Raw genomic sequence first — 18,703 nt, forward strand, 5'->3', positions numbered from 1 at the left:
CAGCCGCTCCGGCCCCGTCTCCGGCGGCGGCTCCGCCCCCCGCTCCCGCTCCGTCTCCCGCGGCGCCCCCGCCCCCGGCCGCCCCGCCGCAGGCAGCGCCCGCACCCGGCACCGGCCGGATCAATCTCGACAAGGGCCGCGTCAACCTCCAGAAGAACCAGACGGTTTCGCTGGTCAAGGGCGGCCGGCCGCTGCTCACCTCGGTGCGGATGGGCCTGGGCTGGGAGCCCGCCTTCCGCGCGGGCAAGCGTCCCAAGGACATCGACCTGGACGCCTCCGTCATCGCCTACGACGCCAACCGCAAGAAGGTCGACGCCTGTTACTTCGGCAAGCTCGTCATCCTCAAGGGCGTCATCCAGCACTCCGGCGACAACCTCACCGGCGAGGGCGCGGGGGACGACGAGACCATCACCGTCCACCTCGGGGACATCCCGCCGGAGGTCTCCGGCCTCGTCTTCACCGTCAACTCCTTCTCCGGCCAGAAGTTCACCGACGTCGCCAAGGCGTACTGCCGCCTGCTCGACGGCGCGGGCGACGAACTGGTCCGCTTCGACCTGACGCACTCCGAGCCGCGCACGGGCGTGCTGATGGCGAAGTTCGTCCGCCAGTTCTCCGGCGAGTGGGAGATGACGGCGCTCGGCGAGTACATCGACGCACGCACCGTCCGCGGCATGGTCAAGCCGGGCGCCGCCGCGCTCTAGGACAGCCCGCCCGTGCGGGGCCCGGGTGCGCCGGGTCCCGCACGAGCCGTCCGGGGGCCGGTGTGCCGGTGGCCGGGGGAGGTTCGGGCGCGTTCCGTTTCGGGGCCGGCGGCGCACGGTAACCGCTCACGCATGGTCAGCATCGGTTACTTTCTCGCCTGTGAGGAATTCGGTCCCGACGAGCTCGTCCGACAGGCCGGGCTGGCACAGGAGGCCGGGTTCCAGCGCCTGTGGATCTCCGACCACTTCCATCCGTGGACGGACGAGCAGGGCCACAGCCCCTTCGTCTGGTCGGTGATCGGCGCACTGTCCCAGGCGACGACCCTCCCCGTCATGACCGCTGTCACCTGCCCCACCTTCCGGATGCACCCGGCGATCGTCGCGCACGCGGCGGCCACGGCGGCCGTCCAGCTCAAGGGCGGCTTCACCCTCGGCGTCGGCAGCGGCGAGGCACTCAACGAGCACATCCTCGGCCGGCACTGGCCCCCGGCCCCGGTGCGGCTGGAGATGCTGGAGGAGGCCGTGGCGGTCATCCGGGCGCTGCACCGCGGGGAGCGGACGACCTTCCGCGGCGCGCACTACACCGTGGAGGAGGCCCGGCTCTACACGCTCCCGGAGCAGCCGGTGCCGATCTCCGTCTCGGCGTTCGGGCCGCACGCGGCCCGGGTCGCCGGCCGGATCGGCGACGCCTTCTGCACCGTCTCACCGAACGCCCGACTCGTGCGCGCCTACCGGGAGTCGGGCGGCCGGGGCGCCGTACAGGGCGGTATGAAGGTGTGCTGGGCGCCGACCGAGGAGGAGGGCGTGGAGACCGCGCACCGGCTGTGGGCCACCGAACTCCTGCCCGGCCAGCTCCCCTCGACCCTCACCCGTCCCCAGGACTTCGCCGCGGCGTCCTCCCTCGTCACCCGCGAGGCCGTGGCCGGGAAGATGCCGTGCGGCCCGGACCCGGAGCGGTACCGCGCCCGCGTCCAGGAGTTCGCCGACGCCGGCTTCGACGAGCTGTTCGTCCAGCAGATCGGCCCCCGCCAGGACGAGTTCTTCCGCGTCTGGCGCGACGAGGTGCTGCCGGCCTTCCACGGGGCGTGAGGGGAGCCCGGCTCCGGCTCGGGCGGTGCACCCCCGGCGCACTCTCAACGAGGGTGCGCCGGGCGGAAGGTGGGGAGTACAGGGTTTTCGCCCGGGGGAGGGGCCGGGGGCGCGATAGTGGTCGTATGTCGCTGCACAAGATCTCGTGTCCGGCGAGAACCACGTTTCGGGATGCGGAGATCGCCGAGTTGGAGGCGCTGGAGAACGGCGTGCTCCGCGTCGAGCGCTCGCTGTGGTGCTACCTCCAGGAGGGCCACGCCGGGCTGCACCACACCCTGACGCAGGGGCTGCACGGCACCGAGCACGAGCCGGCGCGGACGCTGTGGACGCGCTGGCCGGACGGGGACGAGCACGGTCCGCTGCGCGAGACGCTGGCGCTGCCGCCCTGCGCGGAGAAGTTCCTGGCGGGCACCGTCGAGGAGGAGTGCTGCGGGCTGTACGAGGGGCACGCCGGGCGGCACGGCTTCGAGTTCGGGCCGCCCATCACGGAGGCGGACATCACGCCGGACTGGGTACTGAGGCTGTTCGAGGAGTGACGGGCCGGCGGCCGGGGCCCTCGGGCCGCGGCTCGTGCGGTGCCGGCCGCTCGCGGACGGCGAACGGGCCGCTTCCGTACCCCCGCGGGGGCGTGGGAAGCGGCCCGTTCCGGTCCGTGTCCGTCCTGTTCAGGACTGGGGGCGGCTGCCGTGGTTGGCGGCGTTCTTGCGCCTGGCCTTCTTCTTGCGGCGACGCTTGGACGACATGGCGTCCTCCCTTCGCGATGGTGCGGGTACTTCCTCCGCGTTTCTACCACTTCGTACGCGGGCCGCGCGAAGCGTTCCGGGAGGGCGGGCCCGACGACCGTACCGGGCGGGCCCGGGCCGGGTCAGCGGCGTTCGCGGGAGTGGCCGAAGAAGATCCGGTAGAGGACGAGGAGCACGAGCGAGCCGGCGACGGCGGCCACCCACAGCTTCGGGTCGACGAAGTTGTTCTCGATCGGCCTGTCGAGGAAGGTGGCGGAGAGCCAGCCGCCGACGAAGGCGCCGGCGATGCCGATGAGCACCGTGCCCACGAGGCCGCCCGGGTCGCGCCCCGGCAGCAGCACCTTGGCGACGGTCCCGGCGACCAGCCCGAGCACGATCCAGCTGACCACGCCGGAGTGTGCGAGGTCGGAGAGCGTCGAGCCGCCGTCCGAGGAGTCGTCCCCGGCGGCGAGGGGCGTGAGGTGCGCGAGTGCGGTGGACAGCAAGAGGGCCTCCCCCTGGTCGGTCTGGTGCGGCCCCCATGATGCCTTCCGGGTGTACGCCTCAGTACGGCCACTGGGGCGGCTCGGTGCAGAAGTGGCCGCCGATGCGGGACTGTCCGGGGTCGGTGGTGTCCAACGGGCCCTGCTCGGCGAGGAGTTCGGCGGCGTAGGGCTCGGAGTCGTCCTGCGGCGCGTAGCCGAGCGCGCGGGCGGGGGAGAGGTCCCACCACAGACGGGTGTTGGCGGACGAGCCGTAGACGACGGTGTGGCCGACGTCCGGCGCGGTGAGTGCGACGTGCAGCAGCCGGGCGCCGTCGGCGGGGCTCATCCAGATCGACAGCATGCGTACCGAGGTGGGCCGGGGGAAGCAGGAGCCGATGCGGACGGAGACGGTCTCGATGCCGTGCAGGTCCCAGTACAGCTGCGCGAGGTCCTCGCCGAAGCACTTGGACAGCCCGTAGAAGGTGTCGGGCCTGCGGGGCGCGTCGACGGGGACGAGGCCGCCGCTCTCCGGGACGGGGGTGAAGCCGATGGCGTGGTTGGAGGAGGCGAACACGACGCGGGGCACGCCCTCCGCGCGTGCGGCCTCGTAGAGCGCGTGCGTACCGCGGATGTTGGCGTCGAGGATCTTCTCGAACGAGGACTCCACGGAGATCCCGGCGAGGTGGATGATCGCGTCCACGCCGCGTACGGCCGCCCGGACGGCCTCGTCGCCCGCGGTGGCCAGGTCCAGGACGAGGGCGTCGGGGGCGCCGTCGACCGGGCGCATGTCGAGCAGGCGGAGCGTGTAGCCGTACTCGGGCAGCAGGTCGCGCATCAGGGTGCCGACTCCGCCGGCGGCGCCGGTGAGCAGGACGGTACGGGGTGCGGGCATCCGCCTCGGTCTCCGTTCGTGGCCGTGGTTCACATATGTGAGGCGCACGCTAGAAAGCGGGCCTCCGGGCGTCAAGGGTGCCGCGTCTCCGGGGTGGACGGGGTCATCTCCCGTCGTGGTGGCGGAAGTTCGGCCTTGACCGGCGCCGAGTGGCTGCCGTAGCGTGAGGATTGTTCAGGAATATGGACGTCAATCAGAAACATGCACGGAACCTGCACGGCCGGCCCGGAGCCACCGCCAAGGAGCGCCGCATGCCCTCGTCCCAGCCCCCGCCCCGCCCCGCGTCCGGTGCGCGCTCGCTCGGCCGGCGCCTCGGCGGTCTGCTGTTCTTCCCCGTGACGGCCTTCGCGCCGGACGGCTCCCTCGCTCCGGAGGTCTACCGCGCCCATGTACGGGCCGGGATCGACGCCGGAGCCGGTGCCGTCTTCGCCTGCTGCGGAACGGGGGAGTTCCACGCGCTCACGCCGCGCGAGTTCCGCACCTGCGTCGGTGTGGCCGTCGAGGAGGCGGCCGGGCGGGTGCCCGTCGTCGCGGGCACCGGGCACGGGACGGCACAGGCCGTGGAGTACGCCGGACTGGCCGAACAGGCGGGCGCCGACGGGCTGTTGGCGATGCCGCCCTATCTGGTGACCCCCGACCAGCAGGGCCTGCTGCGGCACTACACGGCGATCGCCCGCGCCACCCGGCTGGAGACCGTGGTCTACCAGCGGGACAACGCGGTCTTCACCCCGGGCACCGTCGTCGAACTGGCCCGGCAGCCCGGCATCACCGGGCTCAAGGACGGGCTCGGCGACCTCGACCTCCTCCAGCGCATCATCACCCGGGTCCGCGTGGCCGGACTCGACGACGGATTCCGCTACTTCAACGGTCTGCCCACGGCCGAACTGACCGGGCTCGCCTACCGCGCGCTCGGGGTCGAGCTGTACTCCTCGGCCGTCTTCTGCTTCGCCCCGCGTATCGCCCTCGCCTTCCACCGGGCACTCGGGCGCGGCGACGGCACGACGGTCCGTGCGCTGCTCGACGGGTTCTACGTACCGCTCGTCGAACTGCGCAACAAGGGGCGCGGGTACGCGGTTTCGCTGGTCAAGGCGGGCGTGCGGCTGGGCGGGCTGGACGTCGGCGGGGTGCGCCCGCCGCTGAGCGAGCCCGCGCCGGAGCACATCGAGGAGCTGCGCGCGCTGATCGAGCGGGGGCACGAGCTGGCCGACGCGCTCGAAGCGGACCCGGCAGCGCACGGGCCGGGCGCGCAGCCGCCCGCCGCCGTACCGGGCGACGACGGTCCGGGCGGGCGCTGATGCGTACCTCGGCGTTCGTCTACCCCTGGGACGTCGTCGGCGATCCGGCGGCCCCCGAGCGGATCGCCGCCCTCGGGGTACGGCAGGTCACCCTCGCCTCCGCCTACCACTCCACCCGGGCGCTGACCCCGTACCACCCCCGCCACCGCGTCGTCGTGGCCCGGCACTCCGCCGTCCTCTACCCGCCCGATCCCGGTCGGTGGCCCCCCGGTGCGCCCCGGCCGCGGCCGCAGGAGTGGGTGCGCTCCGACGACCCGGGCGGACCGTACGCCGAGGCGGCGCGCGCCCTGACCGCCGCCGGGCTCGATGTGCACGCCTGGGTCGTCCTGGCCCACAACTCCCTGCTGGGCGAGGAGTTCCCGGACGTGTGTGTGCGCAACGCGTACGGCGACCGCTACCCGTGGGCCCCGTGCATCGCCCGGCCCGAGGTGCGGACCTGGGCGGTGCGGCTGGCCGCCGAGGCGGCGGTGCGCCCCGGCACCGGCACCACCGGCACCGAGCTGGAGTCCTGCGGCTGGTACGGATTCGCGCATCTGCACGCGCACGACAAGACCGGCGGGGTACCGCTCGACGGCGCCGCCGTCGCGCTGATGTCCCTGTGCTTCTGCGAGGTGTGCGAGACGGGGTACGCCGCGCAGGGCGCCGATCCTGACCGGCTGCGGGCCGCCGTCGTGGCCGCGCTGGAACCGCTGTGGCGCGGGGCGCCCGGCCCGGTCGCCGCAGGAGGCGAGGGCGCGGCGGGGGCGGACGGGCTCACCGGCGCACGGGCCGCCGAACGGGACGCGATCGAGCGGCTGTTGGGGCAGGAGCAGGCGGCCCGGGTGGCCGGCTGGCGGGACGGGGCGGCCGAGCGGTTCCGGCGGGAGGTGGTCGCCGCCGTGCGGGAGGCGGGCGGGGACGGGTTCCGGGTACTGCTGCACGCGGATCCGGCCCGGCACCGGACGGGCGCCGACGCGGGTGTCGCGCCGGAGGCCGTGTTCGGCTACGCGGACGGGGTCGTCGTGCCGTGCCCGGGCGGGCCGGCGGGGGCCGCGGGCCGGGCCGAGGCGCTGCGGCCGTTCGTCGCGCACGCCGGGGAGCACACCGGGAACCGGGTGGTGGCGGCCAATCTCACCGTCGTCTCCGGGATGGGCGGCTCGCCCGGCACCCTGCGCGAGGACCTGGCGCACGCCCGCGACCTGGGCGCGCACGAGGCCCGGCTCTACCACGCGGGCCTGGCCGGACCGGCGGATCTGACGGCCGTCACCGCCGCGCTGTCCGCCGGTCCGGCCCGCTGACCGCCGCGCCGGCCACCGGTCCGGTGGGCCCGGCGCCGAGTCTTCCCGCGCTCAGCGCAGGGCCGCCGCCATCATCTTCTTGGCGATGGGGGCGGCCAGGCCGTTGCCGCTGACCTCCGCGCGGGCGGCGTCGGAGTCCTCCACCACCACCGCGACCGCGACCTGCTTCCCGTCCGCATTCTCGCCGTACGAGGTGAACCAGGCGTAGGGCGTACCGCTGTTGTCCACGCCGTGCTGTGCCGTGCCGGTCTTGCCGCCGACGGTCATGCCCGGGATCTTCGCGTTCGAGCCGGTGCCCTCGTCGACGACCGTCTGCATCGCGGACCGCAGCTGGCGGGCGGTGTCCTCGCTCATGACCCGGTGCGCGTCCGGATCGTCGAAGGACTGGAGCGTGCCGCCGCCGGAGTCCTGGACCTGCGAGACCATGTGCGGATCGGTCAGCTCGCCGCCGGCCGCGATGGCCTGGCTGACCATCGCCATCTGGAGCGGTGTCGCCGTGACCTCGAACTGGCCGATGCCCGACAGGCCGGTCTGTGCCTCGTCCATCGACGTGGGGAAGTGGCTCTCGGCGGCGCGCACGGGCACATCCTGCTTGCTGTCGTTGAACCCGAACTTCTCGGCCTGCTCGCGCACCCGGTCCTTGCCGAGGTCGGTGGCCAGCTTGCCGAAGACGTTGTTGCACGAGTAGCGCAGCGCCGTCCGCAGGGAGGCGTTCTTGCAGGGTGCCGACTTGTTCTCGTTCTCCAGCGGCGTGGAGGTGCCCTTGAGGGTGTACGGGTCCGGGCTGTGGGTGCGCTCGTCGACGGACGAGTACAGCCCGTCCTCCAGCGCGGCGGCCGCGACGACCAGCTTGAACGTCGAACCGGGCGGCACGGGCTGGCGCAGCGCGCGGTTCAGGGTGGGCTTCGTGTCGTCCTTGTCCCCGTCGTCCTCGGCGGAGAGCTTCTTCCAGGCGGCGGCGTCGTCCTCGCCGCCGCCGGTGATCTTCGACGGGTCGAAGGACGGGGTGCTCACGGTGCCGAGGATCTTGCCGTTCGACGGGTCGATGGCCACGGCCGCGCCCTTCTTGTGGCCGAGCGCCCGATAGCCGGCGCGCTGCACGTCCGGGTCGATGGTGGTCAGCACATTGCCCGGCTTGCCCTGTTTTCCGGTGACGAGGTCCAGCGGGCTCTTGAGCCGGTCGTCGCTGCCGTCGAGCACGTCGCGGTAGATGCCCTCCAGCTGTGTCCAGCCGCGCACCTGGGAGCCGAATCCGGTGACCGGTGCGTACAGCGGTCCGTCCGTGTACGTGCGCTGGTACTTCAGGTCGCCGCCCTCGTCCGTGGGCTTGGAGCCGGTGACCGGGTCCCCGGCCACGATGATGTCGCCGAACGGCTGGCTGTAGCGCTCCATGGCGTTGCGCCGGTTCTTGTCGCTGTCCGCGAGCGCCTCACCGTGCACCATCTGCACCCATGTGACCCGCGCCAGCAGCGCTATCACCAGGAGCAGGGTGACCGTGCCCGCTCGCTTGATCGTCCTGTTCACCTCGGGGAAGAACGCGGCTCTTCGGGCGGTGGGTTCCGGTTGGGGCGGTTTTCTCAGCGCATTCTCATCCGCGTTCTCGTCCTCGTTCTCCTCCGTGCGCCTGTCCGTGCGCCCGTCCGCGCGCTCATCCGCGCGGTCACGGGCGCCTGCGGGCGGCGGACCGGTCGGCGGGGCTCCGGTTCCGGCTCCGGCGCGCCCCGTCGTGCGCGCCCGAGCCCTCCCCGGGCGGTTGCCGAGGCGTGCGCCGATGTGCCTCGCCCCGCTCCGGTACGCGGTTGCGATCGATGGTCGGCGGCTGTCATAGTTGCCTTAAGGCAACAAAGTGGGGGAATGAATCTCATGGACGCATCGGAGGCCATCCGGGGCGAACTGACCGTGCTCTTCGACGCCTGGCGGCGCGACATGCGGGACGTCGCGACGCACATCGATCCCGCTCTGGAGTTCAACGGCCTGATGATCCTGGCCTGGCTCGCCGAGGAGGGCCCCGCCCGGCTCACCGACATCGCCCAGCACTACAAGGTGGGCAAGGGCACGATGAGCCGCCAGCTCAAGGCGCTGGAGGGGCTGGGGCTCCTCGAACGCGGGGCAGCCCCGGACGACGCGCGTGCCGTGCTGTTCGGCCCCACCGACAGAGCACGCAAGGAGCTGACCTCCGTCTGGAACGCCGAATGGGAGTGGCGCCGCGCCCAGTTCGCCACGTGGGACCCGGACGACGTCGCCGCCCTGGCGCGGCTGCTCGGCCGGTTCAACGCGATGCGCAGCGCATGAGCGCGGTGAGCGCCGTGCACACCGCCCGCCGCTGAGCCGGGCCGCCGCGCCGCTCACCCTCCCGTCCGCCCCCGGCACAGAGCCTCCCGCCGGCCCGCCGCCCGGGGCGCCCGCCTCCCCCACCGTCTGCCTTCTTTCCCTCCCCCCCCCCACGCCGTCCTGTTCGAACCCGACCGGTCCGTCCCGAGTGCGCTCGGCGGCCGGTCCTCGTTCTGCGAGGTGCACACCATTTCCGCGATATCCGAACCACTGAACGACGACGCCGTGGGCGACGAGTCCACGGTCGCCGACGACGGTGCGACTCCACGGGGAGCCACCGTGATGATCGCCGTGCTCGTCATGTCGGCCTTCGTCATGATCCTCAACGAGACGGTGCTGAGCGTCGCCCTGCGCGACCTCACCGTCGACCTCCATGTCTCCACGACGACCGTGCAGTGGCTCACCAGCGGCTTCCTGCTGACGATGGCCGTGGTCATCCCCACCACGGGGTTCCTGCTGGAGCGGTTCACACCCCGGCAGATCTTCCTCGTCTCGCTGACGATGTTCAGCGTGGGCACGCTGCTCAGCGCCCTCGCGCCGGGCTTCGCCGTGCTGCTGGTCGGCCGCGTCGTGCAGGCGTGCGGCACCGCCGTCATGCTGCCGATGCTGATGACCACCGTCATGCGCCTGGTGCCGCCGGCCCGGCGCGGCGCCACCATGGGCACCATCACCATCGTCATCGCCGTCGCGCCCGCGCTCGGGCCGACGATCGGCGGTGCGGTGCTCTCCTCGCTCAGCTGGCGCTGGATGTTCCTGCTGGTGCTGCCGCTGTCGCTGATCTCCCTGGCCGTCGGCGCCGTCCGGATGCGGCTGGGCGGTGACACCCGCATGGTGCCGCTGGACGCGTTCTCCGTGCTGCTGTCCGCCATCGGGTTCGGCGGTGTCCTCTACGGCCTGTCCTCCATCGGCGAGTCCGGTGGCGGCGGGCAGCTGATCGAGCCGTGGATCCCGATCGTGGTCGGCGTGATCGCCCTCGCCGCGTTCGTGGCACGCCAGCTCGTCCTCCAGCGGGGGGACCGCGCCCTGCTGGACCTGCGCCCGCTGACGCACCGGCCCTTCGTCGTCGCGCTGGCCCTGAGCGCCCTGCTGTTCATGTGCCTGCTCGCGGTCTCCTCGATCCTGCTGCCGCTGTACCTCCAGACGGTGCTGCGCACGAGCACGTTCGTCAGCGGGCTCGCGGTGCTCCCGGGCGGGCTGGTCCTCGGCCTGCTGGGACGGCCCGTCGGCCGGCTGTTCGACCGCTACGGCGCCCGTCCCCTGGTGATCCCCGGCGCGCTGGCCACGGCCGTCGCGCTGTGGCTGTTCACCACGCTCGGGGAGCACTCGCCGCTGGGCCTGGTGATCGGCATCCATGTGCTGCTGATGGCGGGCCTCGGGACGATGATGACCCCGCTGATGACCGAGTCGCTGGGCGCGCTGCCCGACCATCTCTACTCGCACGGCAGCGCGATCCTCGCCACGCTCCAGCAGGTCGCCGGCGCGTTCGGCACCGCCGTGTTCGTCACCGTCGCCTCGCTGGGCACCTCGCACGCCTCCGGCGCTCCCGACGCTGCGGGGCTGCACACCGCCTTCCTCGTCGCGGGCGTGCTCGGGGTGCTCGTGTTCGTCGCCGCGCTGTTCGTACGCCGCCCGCGGTCACCGCAGGCCGCCGCGAAGGCGTGACCGCCGCCCGGGGCCGTGCGCGACCGTGCGCGCCGGCCCGGGCGCCCGGGGCTCAGCCCGGCCGGACGAAACCGTGCTCGTAGGCCAGGATCACCGCCTGGGTGCGGTCCCGGGCGCCCAACTTGCCCAGGACGGCCGCCACATGGGACTTCGCCGTCGCCCTGCCGGTACCGGTGGCCTCGGCGATCTCGGCGTTCGTCATGCCACGGGCCAGCAGCCGGAGCACCTCGCCCTCGCGCTCGGTCAGCCGCGCGGTGAGCGGCCCGGGCGCACCGGCCGGAGCGTGCCGGGCCGCCAGGGCCCGTACCTTCTCCGGGAAGAGCAGCGAGTCGCCGTGCGCGACCAGGCGGAGCGCGGCGAGCAGTTCGGCCGTCGTCGTCCGCTTCAGCAGGAAGCCGCGGGCGCCGGCCCGCAGCGCGTCGTACACATAGCTGTCGTTCTCGAACGTCGTCAGGACGAGGATCCGCGGCGCGGCCTCCCCCGCGGTGGCCAGGATGCGTTCGGTGGCACGGATGCCGTCGACGGCGGGCATCCGCACATCCATGAGGACGACGTCGGGGCGCAGTTGCGCGACGAGCGTGAGCGCCTCACTGCCGTCGGTGGCCTCGCCGACGACCTCGATCCCCGGCTCGGCCCCCAGCACGGCGCGCAGCGCGGTCCGCACCAGGTGCTCGTCGTCGGCGAGCACCACCCGCACCGGCGCCCCGCCCTCCACAGCTTCCTCTCCACTCACCCGCTGCTCTCCCGCCCCGCTTCCGCGACCGTGTCCGTGCTCGTTTCCGTGTCTGTGTCCGCGCCCGCGTCCGCGTTCGTTTCCCCGCTGGTTGTCGTGCCCGTGCCCGTGCTCGTACGCGGGCCCGTGGCCGGTGCCGGACGGAGCGGGAGCCGGGCGGTCAGCCGCCACACGCCGTCCTCCGGGCCCGCCCGTGCGCTGCCGCCCAGCAGCCGGGCGCGCTCGGCGATGCCGGACAGCCCCCGGCCGCCCGAGGCGCGCGCCGGTACCGGCACATCCGGCACCGGGTTCTCGGCCCCGAGCACCAACTCGGGCCCGCGCGGCGCCCGGTGGGCCTCCAGCGTGATCCGGACCGGGGCGCCGGGAGCGTGCCGCAGCGCGTTGCTGAGCCCTTCCTGCACGATGCGGAAGGCCGCGGCGGACACCTCGTACGGCAGCTCCTCCAGTGGGCCGAGCCCCGGATCGAGCGTCAGCCGGGCCTCCGCGCCCGTGGCCCTGGTACGGGCCAGCAGCGGCTCCAGCCCGTCCGCGAGCGAGGGCGCACGGCCGGGTCCGCCGTGCCCGGGCTGCTGCCTGTGCTCCTGCGGGCGGCCGGAACGGTCGGAACGGCCGGAGTGGCCGGAGTGGCCGGAGTGGCCGGAGTGGCCGGGGCGGTCGGGACCGTCGGGACCGTCGGGGCGGCCGGGGAGGCCGAGGACGCCGAGGACGGAGTCCAGTTCGGTGACGGCGTTCCGGGCGGTCTCCTCGATCGCGGCGAGCGCCTCGCGGGTGAACCGCGGGTCGGTGTCGAGCACATGGCGGGCGGCACCGGCCTGGAGCGAGACGGCGCTGAGCGCGTGGCCGACGGAGTCGTGCAGCTCCCGGGCCAGCCGGTTGCGCTCCGCGAGGTCCGCCGCGCGCCGCTCGGCCGCCGCGAGCCGGTCCGCCGGGGTCGGGCCCAGCAGTACCGGGGCGCACCGGGCCAGCAGTGCGCCGGTGCCGTGCGCCACCGCCGCGAGGCCGAGCAGCAGCGCGCAGCCGGCTGGCGGGGCCGTCCACACGGCGGCGCCCGCGTGGTCCCACGGCCAGCTCCACTCCACCTCCTGGAGCACGGGGACCAGCGGATAGACGAGCAGCACGACGGCCATCGGCGGCACGGCCAGCGTCATCCCGCTGACGACCGCGCCCACGCCCGCGTGCAGCGTGAACCAGGCGGCCGTCCGCCGGCGGGACGCCCACGAGGTGGCCGGCCCCGTCGCGAGCGCCTCCCGCGGCACCCCGCACAGGGTGCGCACCGCCGACGCCTCCAGGGCACGCAGCGGCGGCAGCAGCAGCCCGGTCAGCGCGGCCACCGGAAGCGCCAGGCCCAGCCCCGCGAACTGCCAGGCCAGCGGCGGCCCCAGCGGCACCACGCCGGGGATCGCGAGCCCCAGCGCGACCATGGCCAGCAGGAAGAACGGCATGAGCAGCGCGCCGCCCTGGAGCAGCAGCACCCAGCGCAGCGCCGACCGCCGTACCCGCTCCCGCCCGCTCATGCGCTCCCTCCCCGTTCTCGTCCCGTCAGGAAAGCGTGCCCGTCGTCCCGCCACGCAGCGTGCCCGTCGTCCTCCCGCCGCGACAGCGCGGCCGCCGGGCCCGCCACGGCAGCCCGGCTGCCCTCCCGTCCCGTCACCGGGAGCGTGTCTGCCGTTCCGCCGCCGGAGGCGCGCCCGACGGTGCCGCCGCCGGTGTCGCCGACCGGTGCCGTACCGCGTGGGCGGCGACGGCCGCGAGCAGCAGGCCGGCGGCGGCCTGGGTGCCGTGCAGCAGGTTCAGCAGGCCGTCGGTGCGCTGCCCCAACACCTGACCGCTCCCGCTGAACGCGCCCAGCAGCAGCCAGCCGCCCCAGCACGCCAGGGTGCCCGAACCGCTCCACACGGCGGCCAGCGGGACCCACAGCCGGGTGCGGCCGGCGCCGCGCAGCAGCCGGACCGTGCCCGCGACGGCGAGCAGCGCGAACAGGGCGAAGCATCCGTCGACGATGCGGCTGTCGGCTCCGTGGTCGGCCGGGTCGGCGGACCACAGCCCCAGCGCCTCCACCGCGCGCACGGCCCCGATGCCGAGCGCCCCCGCGCACCCGGCCGCGCCCGCCGCCCGCCATGCCGGACCCAGCGGTACGGGCCGAGCGGGACGGCTGCCGAGCAGCGGGCCCCAGCGCTCGCGTACGTACAGCGCGAACAGGGTGCCCAGCGCGAGCCCCTGGACGGTGAAGCCGGAGTAGACGAGGCTCCACACCCAGTCCTCCAGCAGCGCGCCGGAGCCGTTCCCGGATCCCCGCTGCGGGGCGGCGCCGGAGAGCGCGTGGTACAGCGCCTGGACGGGGAAGCCCAGGGCGATCGGGCCGAGCAGCCCGGAGGCGCCCCACAGCGGCAGCGCGAGCAGAGGCGCGGGCAGCCGCCTGCCCCACGGCCGGGCGAGCGCGAGGGCCAGCAGCACCACCACGGTGTCCATGAGCACGGTCAGCGCGTTGAGCACCCACAGCGTGCTGCCTGCCGTGTGCAGCGGGCTGTCGCGCGGGATGCCCGGTGTGCCGCCGGACAGCCACAGCAGCTTCAGTGCGAGATACGGCAGGCAGGCGGCCACGGTGAGGGCGACGAGCGCGTTCTTCGGGAACCTCATGGCCACCACGCTCCCGCTCGCCGGGCGTGCGCGCCTCCTGCCGGGTGGTGAACCGTCTCCGCCGTGCGGGGGAAGCGCGGGGGACCTGCGGGGGAGCCGGGCGAACACGGGGCCCGGGAACGGCACCGGGCCGTGCGCGGTGGCGGTCAGAGGCGGCGGGTGGCCAGGAGCAGCCGGTCGCGGGCGTCGAAGAGCGCGTCCTTGATCATTTGCTCGTGCGCCGGGGTCAGCCGCGCCACCGGCACCGAGCAGCTGATGGCGTCCCGGGCGGGTTCCCGGTAGGGGACGGCCACCCCGAAGCACCGCAGGCCGAGGGTGTTCTCCTCCCGGTCGACGGCGTAGCCCTGCTCGCGCACCTGGTGCAGCTCCTCGATCAGGGCCTCGCGGTCGGTGTGGGTGTGCTCGGTCAGCTGCGTCAGTTTCTGCGGCAGCAGTGCGCGGACCTTCTCGTCCGGGAAGGTGGCCAGCAGCGCCTTGCCGAGGGACGTGGAGTGCGCGGGCAGGCGCCGTCCGACGCGGGTGAACGGGCGCAGGTAGTGCTGGGACTGGCGGGTGGCGAGGTAGACGACGTTGGTGCCGTCCAGCCGGGCCAGATGGATCGTCTCGGTGGTGTCGTCGGAGAGCCGGTCGAGGGTGGGGCGGGCGGCGGCCACGACCTCGTCGCCGTCGATGTAGGAGGTGCCGACCAGCAGGGCGCGTACGCCGATGCCGTAGCGGGTGCCGGTCGCGTCCGTCTCGATCCAGCCGAGGTCGACGAGGGTGCGCAGCAGCATGTAGAGACTCGACTTGGGGTAGCCGACCGCCTCCTGGACGGCGGCGAGCGTGTGCATGCCCGGCCGTCCGGCGAAGAACTCCAGCAACTCCACCGTCCGCACGGCCGACTTGACCTGCGAACCCCCTGCCCCCGCTGTGGACATCGACCTTGACCCCTTTGTTCGCGCAGACCTAGAGTTCCCTGCTGAGTTCAGTCACAGGGATGTTGTTCAGCATACCGAACACGCTGAACTGCGGGCACCGAACCGGCGGACCCGGGCGCCGAACCGGCAGGAGGAACCTTCCGTGGCAGCAGCTGTACCAGTGTGGAGCGTCGACCCCCGGACCGGGAAGCGGCGGGAGCAGGTCACGGACGAGACCACGCACGAGGGGGTGGACAGCGCGGTACGGGCCGCGCACGAGGCGCTGCCCGCGCTGGCCGACCGCGCCGTGCGCGCCGCCTTCCTGCGTGCCGCGGCGGACGAACTGACCGCGCGGGGACCGGAGATCGTGCCGACGGCGGACGCCGAGAGCGCCCTGGGCGAGCCCCGGCTCAACGGCGAACTGGCGCGCACCACCGGCCAGTTGACGGCCTTCGCCGACGAGGTCGACGAGGGCGCCTTCCTGGACGTCGTCATCGACCACGCCGACCCGTCCGCCACCCCGCCCCGGCCCGATCTGCGGCGCTGGAAGATGCCGCTCGGCGTCGTCGCGGTCTACGCCGCCTCCAACTTCCCGCTCGCCTTCTCCGTGCCCGGCGGCGACACCGCCAGCGCGCTGGCGGCCGGCTGCCCCGTCGTCGTCAAGGCGCACCCCGACCACCCCGCGACCTCCGAACTGTGCGCTGCGGCGCTGCGCGCGGCTGCCGCCCGGTGCGGACTGCCCGAGGACGTCGTCCGGGTGGTGCACGGCTTCGACGCGGGCGTCGCGCTCGTACGCCATCCGCTGGTCGCTGCCGCCGGGTTCACCGGATCGGTACGCGGCGGCCGTGCGCTGTACGACGCCGCGGCCGCCCGGCCGCGCCCCATCCCGTTCCACGGCGAGCTGGGCTCCCTGAACCCGGTGGTGCTCACCCCGGCCGCCGTCACCGAGCGCGCCGAGCGGATCGGCGAGGGGCTGGCGGGCTCGATGACGCTCGGCACCGGGCAGTTCTGCGTCAAGCCCGGACTGGTCCTGGTGCCCGAGGGCGAGGCGGGCGACCGCACCCTGGAGACCGTCGCGGAGCGGCTGCGCGCCACCGCGCCCGGCCCGCTGCTGGACGAGCGGATGGGCACGGCCTTCCTCGACGGCTTCGCCGCCCGTGCCGCCCTGCCCGGGGTCGCCGCGGCGGTCACGGCGGGCCGCGCCGAGGACGGCCGCGCGGTGCGCCCCGGACTGCTCACCGTCGACGCGGGCGCGCTGGGCGAGGAGCACGAGCTGCTGCTGGAGGAGTGCTTCGGGCCGGTCACCGTCGCCGTGCGCTACGCCGGCGAACAGGAGGCGGCCGCCGTCCTCGCCCGGCTCTCCGGCAGCCTCACCGCCACCGTCCACCTCGGCGAGGCGGAGGCGCGCGAGGAGGACGGGTACGCCGCGGCGCTGCTCGCCCGGCTCGCCCCGCTGGCCGGGCGGCTGCTGGTCGACGGCTGGCCGACCGGTGTGGCCGTCGCGCCCGCGCAGCACCACGGCGGGCCCTACCCGGCGACGACCTCGACCTCGACCTCGGTGGGCGCCACCGCCGTCGAGCGCTGGCTGCGCCCCGTCGTCCACCAGGACACGCCCGAGCCGCTGCTGCCGCCCGAGCTGCGGGACGGCAACCCGCTGGGGCTGCCGCGCAGGGTGGACGGCCGGCGCGGCTGAACCGCCGGGGCCCGGCCCGGGACACCGGGATGCCCGGAGCCGCCGGGCGCCCCGGTGTCCGGAAACGGGCGGGACCCGTCCGGAAATCGGATGCCTGAACGGTTGTCCGCATTTAGCGTGACCAGGGTGAACCTCGAATCCACCACCGGTCCCGACATCCGCGACATCCCCGAGGCCCATCTGGAGCGCGCCCTCGACCTGGCCGGACTCGTCTTCCACGTCAAGCGGGAGGACGAGAAGTACAAGCGTGACCTCGAACTGCTGCGCGGCTGCGAGCGTATCGGTGCCTACGACGGCGAGCAGCTCGTCGGGCTGCTCGCCACCCTGCCGTTCTCCCTGTCCGTGCCGGGCGGCGAACTGCCCTGCCCCGGCGTCTCGTTCGTCTCCGTCGCGCCGACCCACCGGCGGCGCGGCATCCTCTCCGCCCTGCTCGGCGAGCTGTTCCGGCGCTGCCGCGCCGACGGCCGGCCGCTCACCGCGCTGTGGGCCTCCGAGGCCGCGATCTACGGCCGCTTCGGCTTCGGCAACGGCACCTTCGCCGCCACCGTCGAGATCGACTCCGACCGCCCGCTGAAGCTGCGCATCGACCCCGACCCCCGCCCGCTGCGGCTGCTGGACGCCGACGAGACCGTCCGGCTGCTCGGCCCCGCCTACGAGGCGACCCGGGCCCGGCGCCCCGGCCGCCCCGCCCGCAGCGAGGAGTGGTGGCGCCGGCACTGGCTCGTGGACGTCGACGAGGAGGACGAGGACCTCTCGCCGCCCCGCGTCGTCGCGCTGGGCGAGCCCGGCGAGGAACCGGCCGGCTACGCCGTCTACCGCACCAAGGGCGGCGACGACACCGAGGGCACCACCGGGCTCGTCCGGCTCGACGAACTGGAGGCCGGCACCCCGCAGGCCGCCGCGGCGCTGTGGCGCTATCTGACCGAGATCGACCTCACCGGCACGGTCCGCGCCTGGGGCCGCCCGCTGGACGATCCGCTGCTGTCCTTCGCCGGGGACCGCGACCAGGTGCGCGTCACCGGGACGTTCCCCGCGCTGTGGCTGCGCCTGGTCGATGTGCGCGCCGCGCTGGAGGGCCGCACCTGGTCGGCACCGCTGGAGACGACCCTGCGGGTGCACGACGACCGCGTCCCGGCCAACAGCGGTCTCTACCGGCTGCGCACCACAGCGGCGGACGGCGGCGGCTCCGCCACCGGCACGGCTGTCGGTGCGGCCCATGACCTGCACGTCGACTTCGTCGCGGAGGGCGAGCCGGGGGACGCCGGGGAGCCCGACCTGACCTTCGCCGTGCGGGACCTCGCCTCCTGCTGCCTCGGCACCGTGCCCGTCTCCCGGCTGGTGCGCGCGGGGCTCGTCACCGAGCACACCCCGGGTGCCGCGGCCGCGCTGGAGGCCGCGCTCGCCACCGAGCTGATGCCGCACACGGTCGAGGAGTTCTGAGCCGTGGGCCCGGCGCACGCCGCGCCGGGCCGGCAACCCGGCCTCCATAAGCCTTTCTTGGGCCTGTGACAAGCACAAATCCCATGGACGCACGTGCGAGCGCGCACCGAGACTGGCGGTATGGACACCGATCTGCTCGCACGTGAGTTCCGGTCCGACGTCGCCTACCTCAACACCGCCTCGCACGGGCTGATGCCCGCGCGCTGCGTCACCCGCGTCCAGGAGGCCGTGGCGCGGATGGCCACAGGCGACATCGACATGCCCGCCTACTTCGCCGTCAACGACGGGCTGCGTGCCGCGTTCGCACGCGTCACCGGCACCACCGCCGACCGGGTCGCGCTCGGCAACGCCGTCTCCGTGCACGTCGGGCTGGTCGCCGCCGGGCTGCCCGCCGGGTCCGAAGTGCTGGTCGCCGAGGGGGAGTTCAGCTCGGTGGTCAACCCGTTCGCCGTCCGGGACGATCTGCGGGTGCGGCAGGCCCCGCTGGAGAAGCTGGCCGAGGCCGTGGACGGCGACACCGCGCTGGTCGCCGTGGCCGCCGTGCAGTCGGCCGACGGGCGCGTGGCCGACCTCGCCGCGATCCGCGAGGCGACCCGCGCCGTCGGCGCGCGGCTGCTCGTCGACATGACGCAGGCCGTCTGGTGGCTCCCGCTGCCGGTGGACAGCTACGACTACGTGGTCTGCGCCGGGTACAAGTGGCTGCTGTGCCCGCGCGGCACCTCGTTCCTCGTCGTCTCCCGCGAGACGCAGGAGGCGGGCGCGCTGGTGCCGCTGCACGCCGGCTGGTCGGCGGGGGAGGACCCGTGGGCCTCGTGCTACGGGCCGGTGGAGCGGCTCGCGCCGGGCGCCC

General features: G+C 74.3%; 18 protein-coding genes. 10 read left to right on the forward strand and 8 right to left on the reverse strand.

Annotated elements, in window-relative coordinates:
* The 3 genes from SCA03_RS32455 to SCA03_RS32465 form a co-directional block, all read left to right on the forward strand.
* A partial coding sequence (locus SCA03_RS32455) for a TerD family protein (RefSeq protein ID WP_174864519.1) occupies nucleotides 1–701 on the forward strand: 701 nt, incomplete at its 5' end.
* Nucleotides 702–833: 132 nt separating this feature from the next.
* Nucleotides 834–1,790 (forward strand): TIGR03557 family F420-dependent LLM class oxidoreductase, encoded by a 957-nt coding sequence (locus tag SCA03_RS32460; protein WP_030881543.1) that lies wholly within the window; start codon nucleotides 834–836, stop codon nucleotides 1,788–1,790.
* A 125-nt stretch (nucleotides 1,791–1,915) separates the two neighbouring features.
* On the forward strand, nucleotides 1,916–2,326 hold the full coding sequence (locus SCA03_RS32465) for a hypothetical protein (protein ID WP_030881546.1): 411 nt from the start codon (nucleotides 1,916–1,918) through the stop codon (nucleotides 2,324–2,326).
* A gap of 129 nt (nucleotides 2,327–2,455) precedes the next feature.
* Here SCA03_RS32465 and SCA03_RS37450 read toward each other — a convergent pair whose 3' ends face one another.
* From SCA03_RS37450 to SCA03_RS32480, 3 genes are all read right to left on the reverse strand, one after another.
* Nucleotides 2,456–2,533: a 50S ribosomal protein bL37 gene (locus SCA03_RS37450; protein ID WP_472980334.1), complete on the reverse strand. Its 78-nt coding sequence runs from the start codon at nucleotides 2,531–2,533 to the stop codon at nucleotides 2,456–2,458.
* Nucleotides 2,534–2,655: 122 nt separating this feature from the next.
* The gene (locus SCA03_RS32475; protein ID WP_030881548.1) at nucleotides 2,656–2,922 is read right to left on the reverse strand and encodes a GlsB/YeaQ/YmgE family stress response membrane protein; all 267 of its coding nucleotides are present in this window, start codon (nucleotides 2,920–2,922) and stop codon (nucleotides 2,656–2,658) included.
* 154 nt (nucleotides 2,923–3,076) lie between these two features.
* A complete protein-coding gene (locus SCA03_RS32480; RefSeq protein ID WP_086818433.1) occupies nucleotides 3,077–3,889 on the reverse strand; it encodes an NAD-dependent epimerase/dehydratase family protein in 813 nt (270 codons plus the stop codon).
* Between the two features lie 251 nt (nucleotides 3,890–4,140).
* Between SCA03_RS32480 and SCA03_RS32485 the strand changes: the two genes are divergently transcribed.
* Both SCA03_RS32485 and SCA03_RS32490 read left to right on the forward strand, forming a co-directional pair.
* Complete coding sequence (locus tag SCA03_RS32485) at nucleotides 4,141–5,184, forward strand: 5-dehydro-4-deoxyglucarate dehydratase (RefSeq protein WP_086818434.1); 1,044 nt, start codon at nucleotides 4,141–4,143, stop codon at nucleotides 5,182–5,184.
* Nucleotides 5,184–6,461 carry a hypothetical protein gene (locus SCA03_RS32490; RefSeq protein WP_030881557.1) on the forward strand — a complete coding sequence of 426 codons (1,278 nt, stop codon included), beginning with the start codon at nucleotides 5,184–5,186 and terminating at the stop codon, nucleotides 6,459–6,461. Before SCA03_RS32485 ends, SCA03_RS32490 begins: the two co-directional genes overlap by 1 nt.
* Before the next feature lie 51 nt (nucleotides 6,462–6,512).
* On the opposite strand, the gene SCA03_RS32495 is transcribed toward SCA03_RS32490, so the two are convergent.
* Nucleotides 6,513–7,985, reverse strand: a complete 1,473-nt coding sequence (locus SCA03_RS32495; protein WP_086818432.1) for a peptidoglycan D,D-transpeptidase FtsI family protein — start codon at nucleotides 7,983–7,985, stop codon at nucleotides 6,513–6,515.
* A 339-nt stretch (nucleotides 7,986–8,324) separates the two neighbouring features.
* Between SCA03_RS32495 and SCA03_RS32500 the strand changes: the two genes are divergently transcribed.
* Together SCA03_RS32500 and SCA03_RS32505 are read left to right on the forward strand one after the other, a co-directional pair.
* Nucleotides 8,325–8,753 (forward strand): MarR family winged helix-turn-helix transcriptional regulator, encoded by a 429-nt coding sequence (locus tag SCA03_RS32500; RefSeq protein WP_051846073.1) that lies wholly within the window; start codon nucleotides 8,325–8,327, stop codon nucleotides 8,751–8,753.
* Between the two features lie 219 nt (nucleotides 8,754–8,972).
* A complete protein-coding gene (locus SCA03_RS32505; RefSeq protein WP_230989060.1) occupies nucleotides 8,973–10,454 on the forward strand; it encodes an MDR family MFS transporter in 1,482 nt (493 codons plus the stop codon).
* A 52-nt stretch (nucleotides 10,455–10,506) separates the two neighbouring features.
* Here the strand turns inward: SCA03_RS32505 and SCA03_RS32510 are convergent, their stop codons facing one another.
* The 4 genes from SCA03_RS32510 to SCA03_RS32525 form a co-directional block, all read right to left on the reverse strand.
* Nucleotides 10,507–11,187, reverse strand: coding sequence for a response regulator transcription factor (locus SCA03_RS32510; protein ID WP_230989061.1), 681 nt, complete (start codon nucleotides 11,185–11,187; stop codon nucleotides 10,507–10,509).
* Entirely contained in the window at nucleotides 11,184–12,701 is a 1,518-nt protein-coding gene (locus tag SCA03_RS32515) for a sensor histidine kinase (RefSeq protein WP_086814842.1), read from the reverse strand. The genes SCA03_RS32510 and SCA03_RS32515 overlap by 4 nt, the downstream gene beginning before the upstream one ends.
* Nucleotides 12,702–12,834: 133 nt before the next feature.
* Nucleotides 12,835–13,824 carry a hypothetical protein gene (locus SCA03_RS32520; protein WP_086814843.1) on the reverse strand — a complete coding sequence of 330 codons (990 nt, stop codon included), beginning with the start codon at nucleotides 13,822–13,824 and terminating at the stop codon, nucleotides 12,835–12,837.
* A 146-nt stretch (nucleotides 13,825–13,970) separates the two neighbouring features.
* Nucleotides 13,971–14,741, reverse strand: a complete 771-nt coding sequence (locus tag SCA03_RS32525) for an IclR family transcriptional regulator (protein WP_030885165.1) — start codon at nucleotides 14,739–14,741, stop codon at nucleotides 13,971–13,973.
* A 160-nt stretch (nucleotides 14,742–14,901) separates the two neighbouring features.
* Between SCA03_RS32525 and SCA03_RS32530 the strand changes: the two genes are divergently transcribed.
* The 3 genes from SCA03_RS32530 to SCA03_RS32540 all read left to right on the forward strand — a co-directional run.
* Nucleotides 14,902–16,413, forward strand: coding sequence for an aldehyde dehydrogenase (NADP(+)) (locus SCA03_RS32530; protein ID WP_030885162.1), 1,512 nt, complete (start codon nucleotides 14,902–14,904; stop codon nucleotides 16,411–16,413).
* A 126-nt stretch (nucleotides 16,414–16,539) separates the two neighbouring features.
* Nucleotides 16,540–17,853: a GNAT family N-acetyltransferase gene (locus tag SCA03_RS32535; protein ID WP_230989062.1), complete on the forward strand. Its 1,314-nt coding sequence runs from the start codon at nucleotides 16,540–16,542 to the stop codon at nucleotides 17,851–17,853.
* 120 nt (nucleotides 17,854–17,973) lie between these two features.
* Nucleotides 17,974–18,703, forward strand: a 730-nt coding sequence (locus tag SCA03_RS32540; RefSeq protein ID WP_141275821.1) for an aminotransferase class V-fold PLP-dependent enzyme, incomplete at its 3' end; no start/stop codon positions are given.

It is taken from the genome of Streptomyces cacaoi (genome assembly GCF_006539165.1).
GTDB classification, from domain to species: domain Bacteria; phylum Actinomycetota; class Actinomycetes; order Streptomycetales; family Streptomycetaceae; genus Streptomyces; species Streptomyces cacaoi.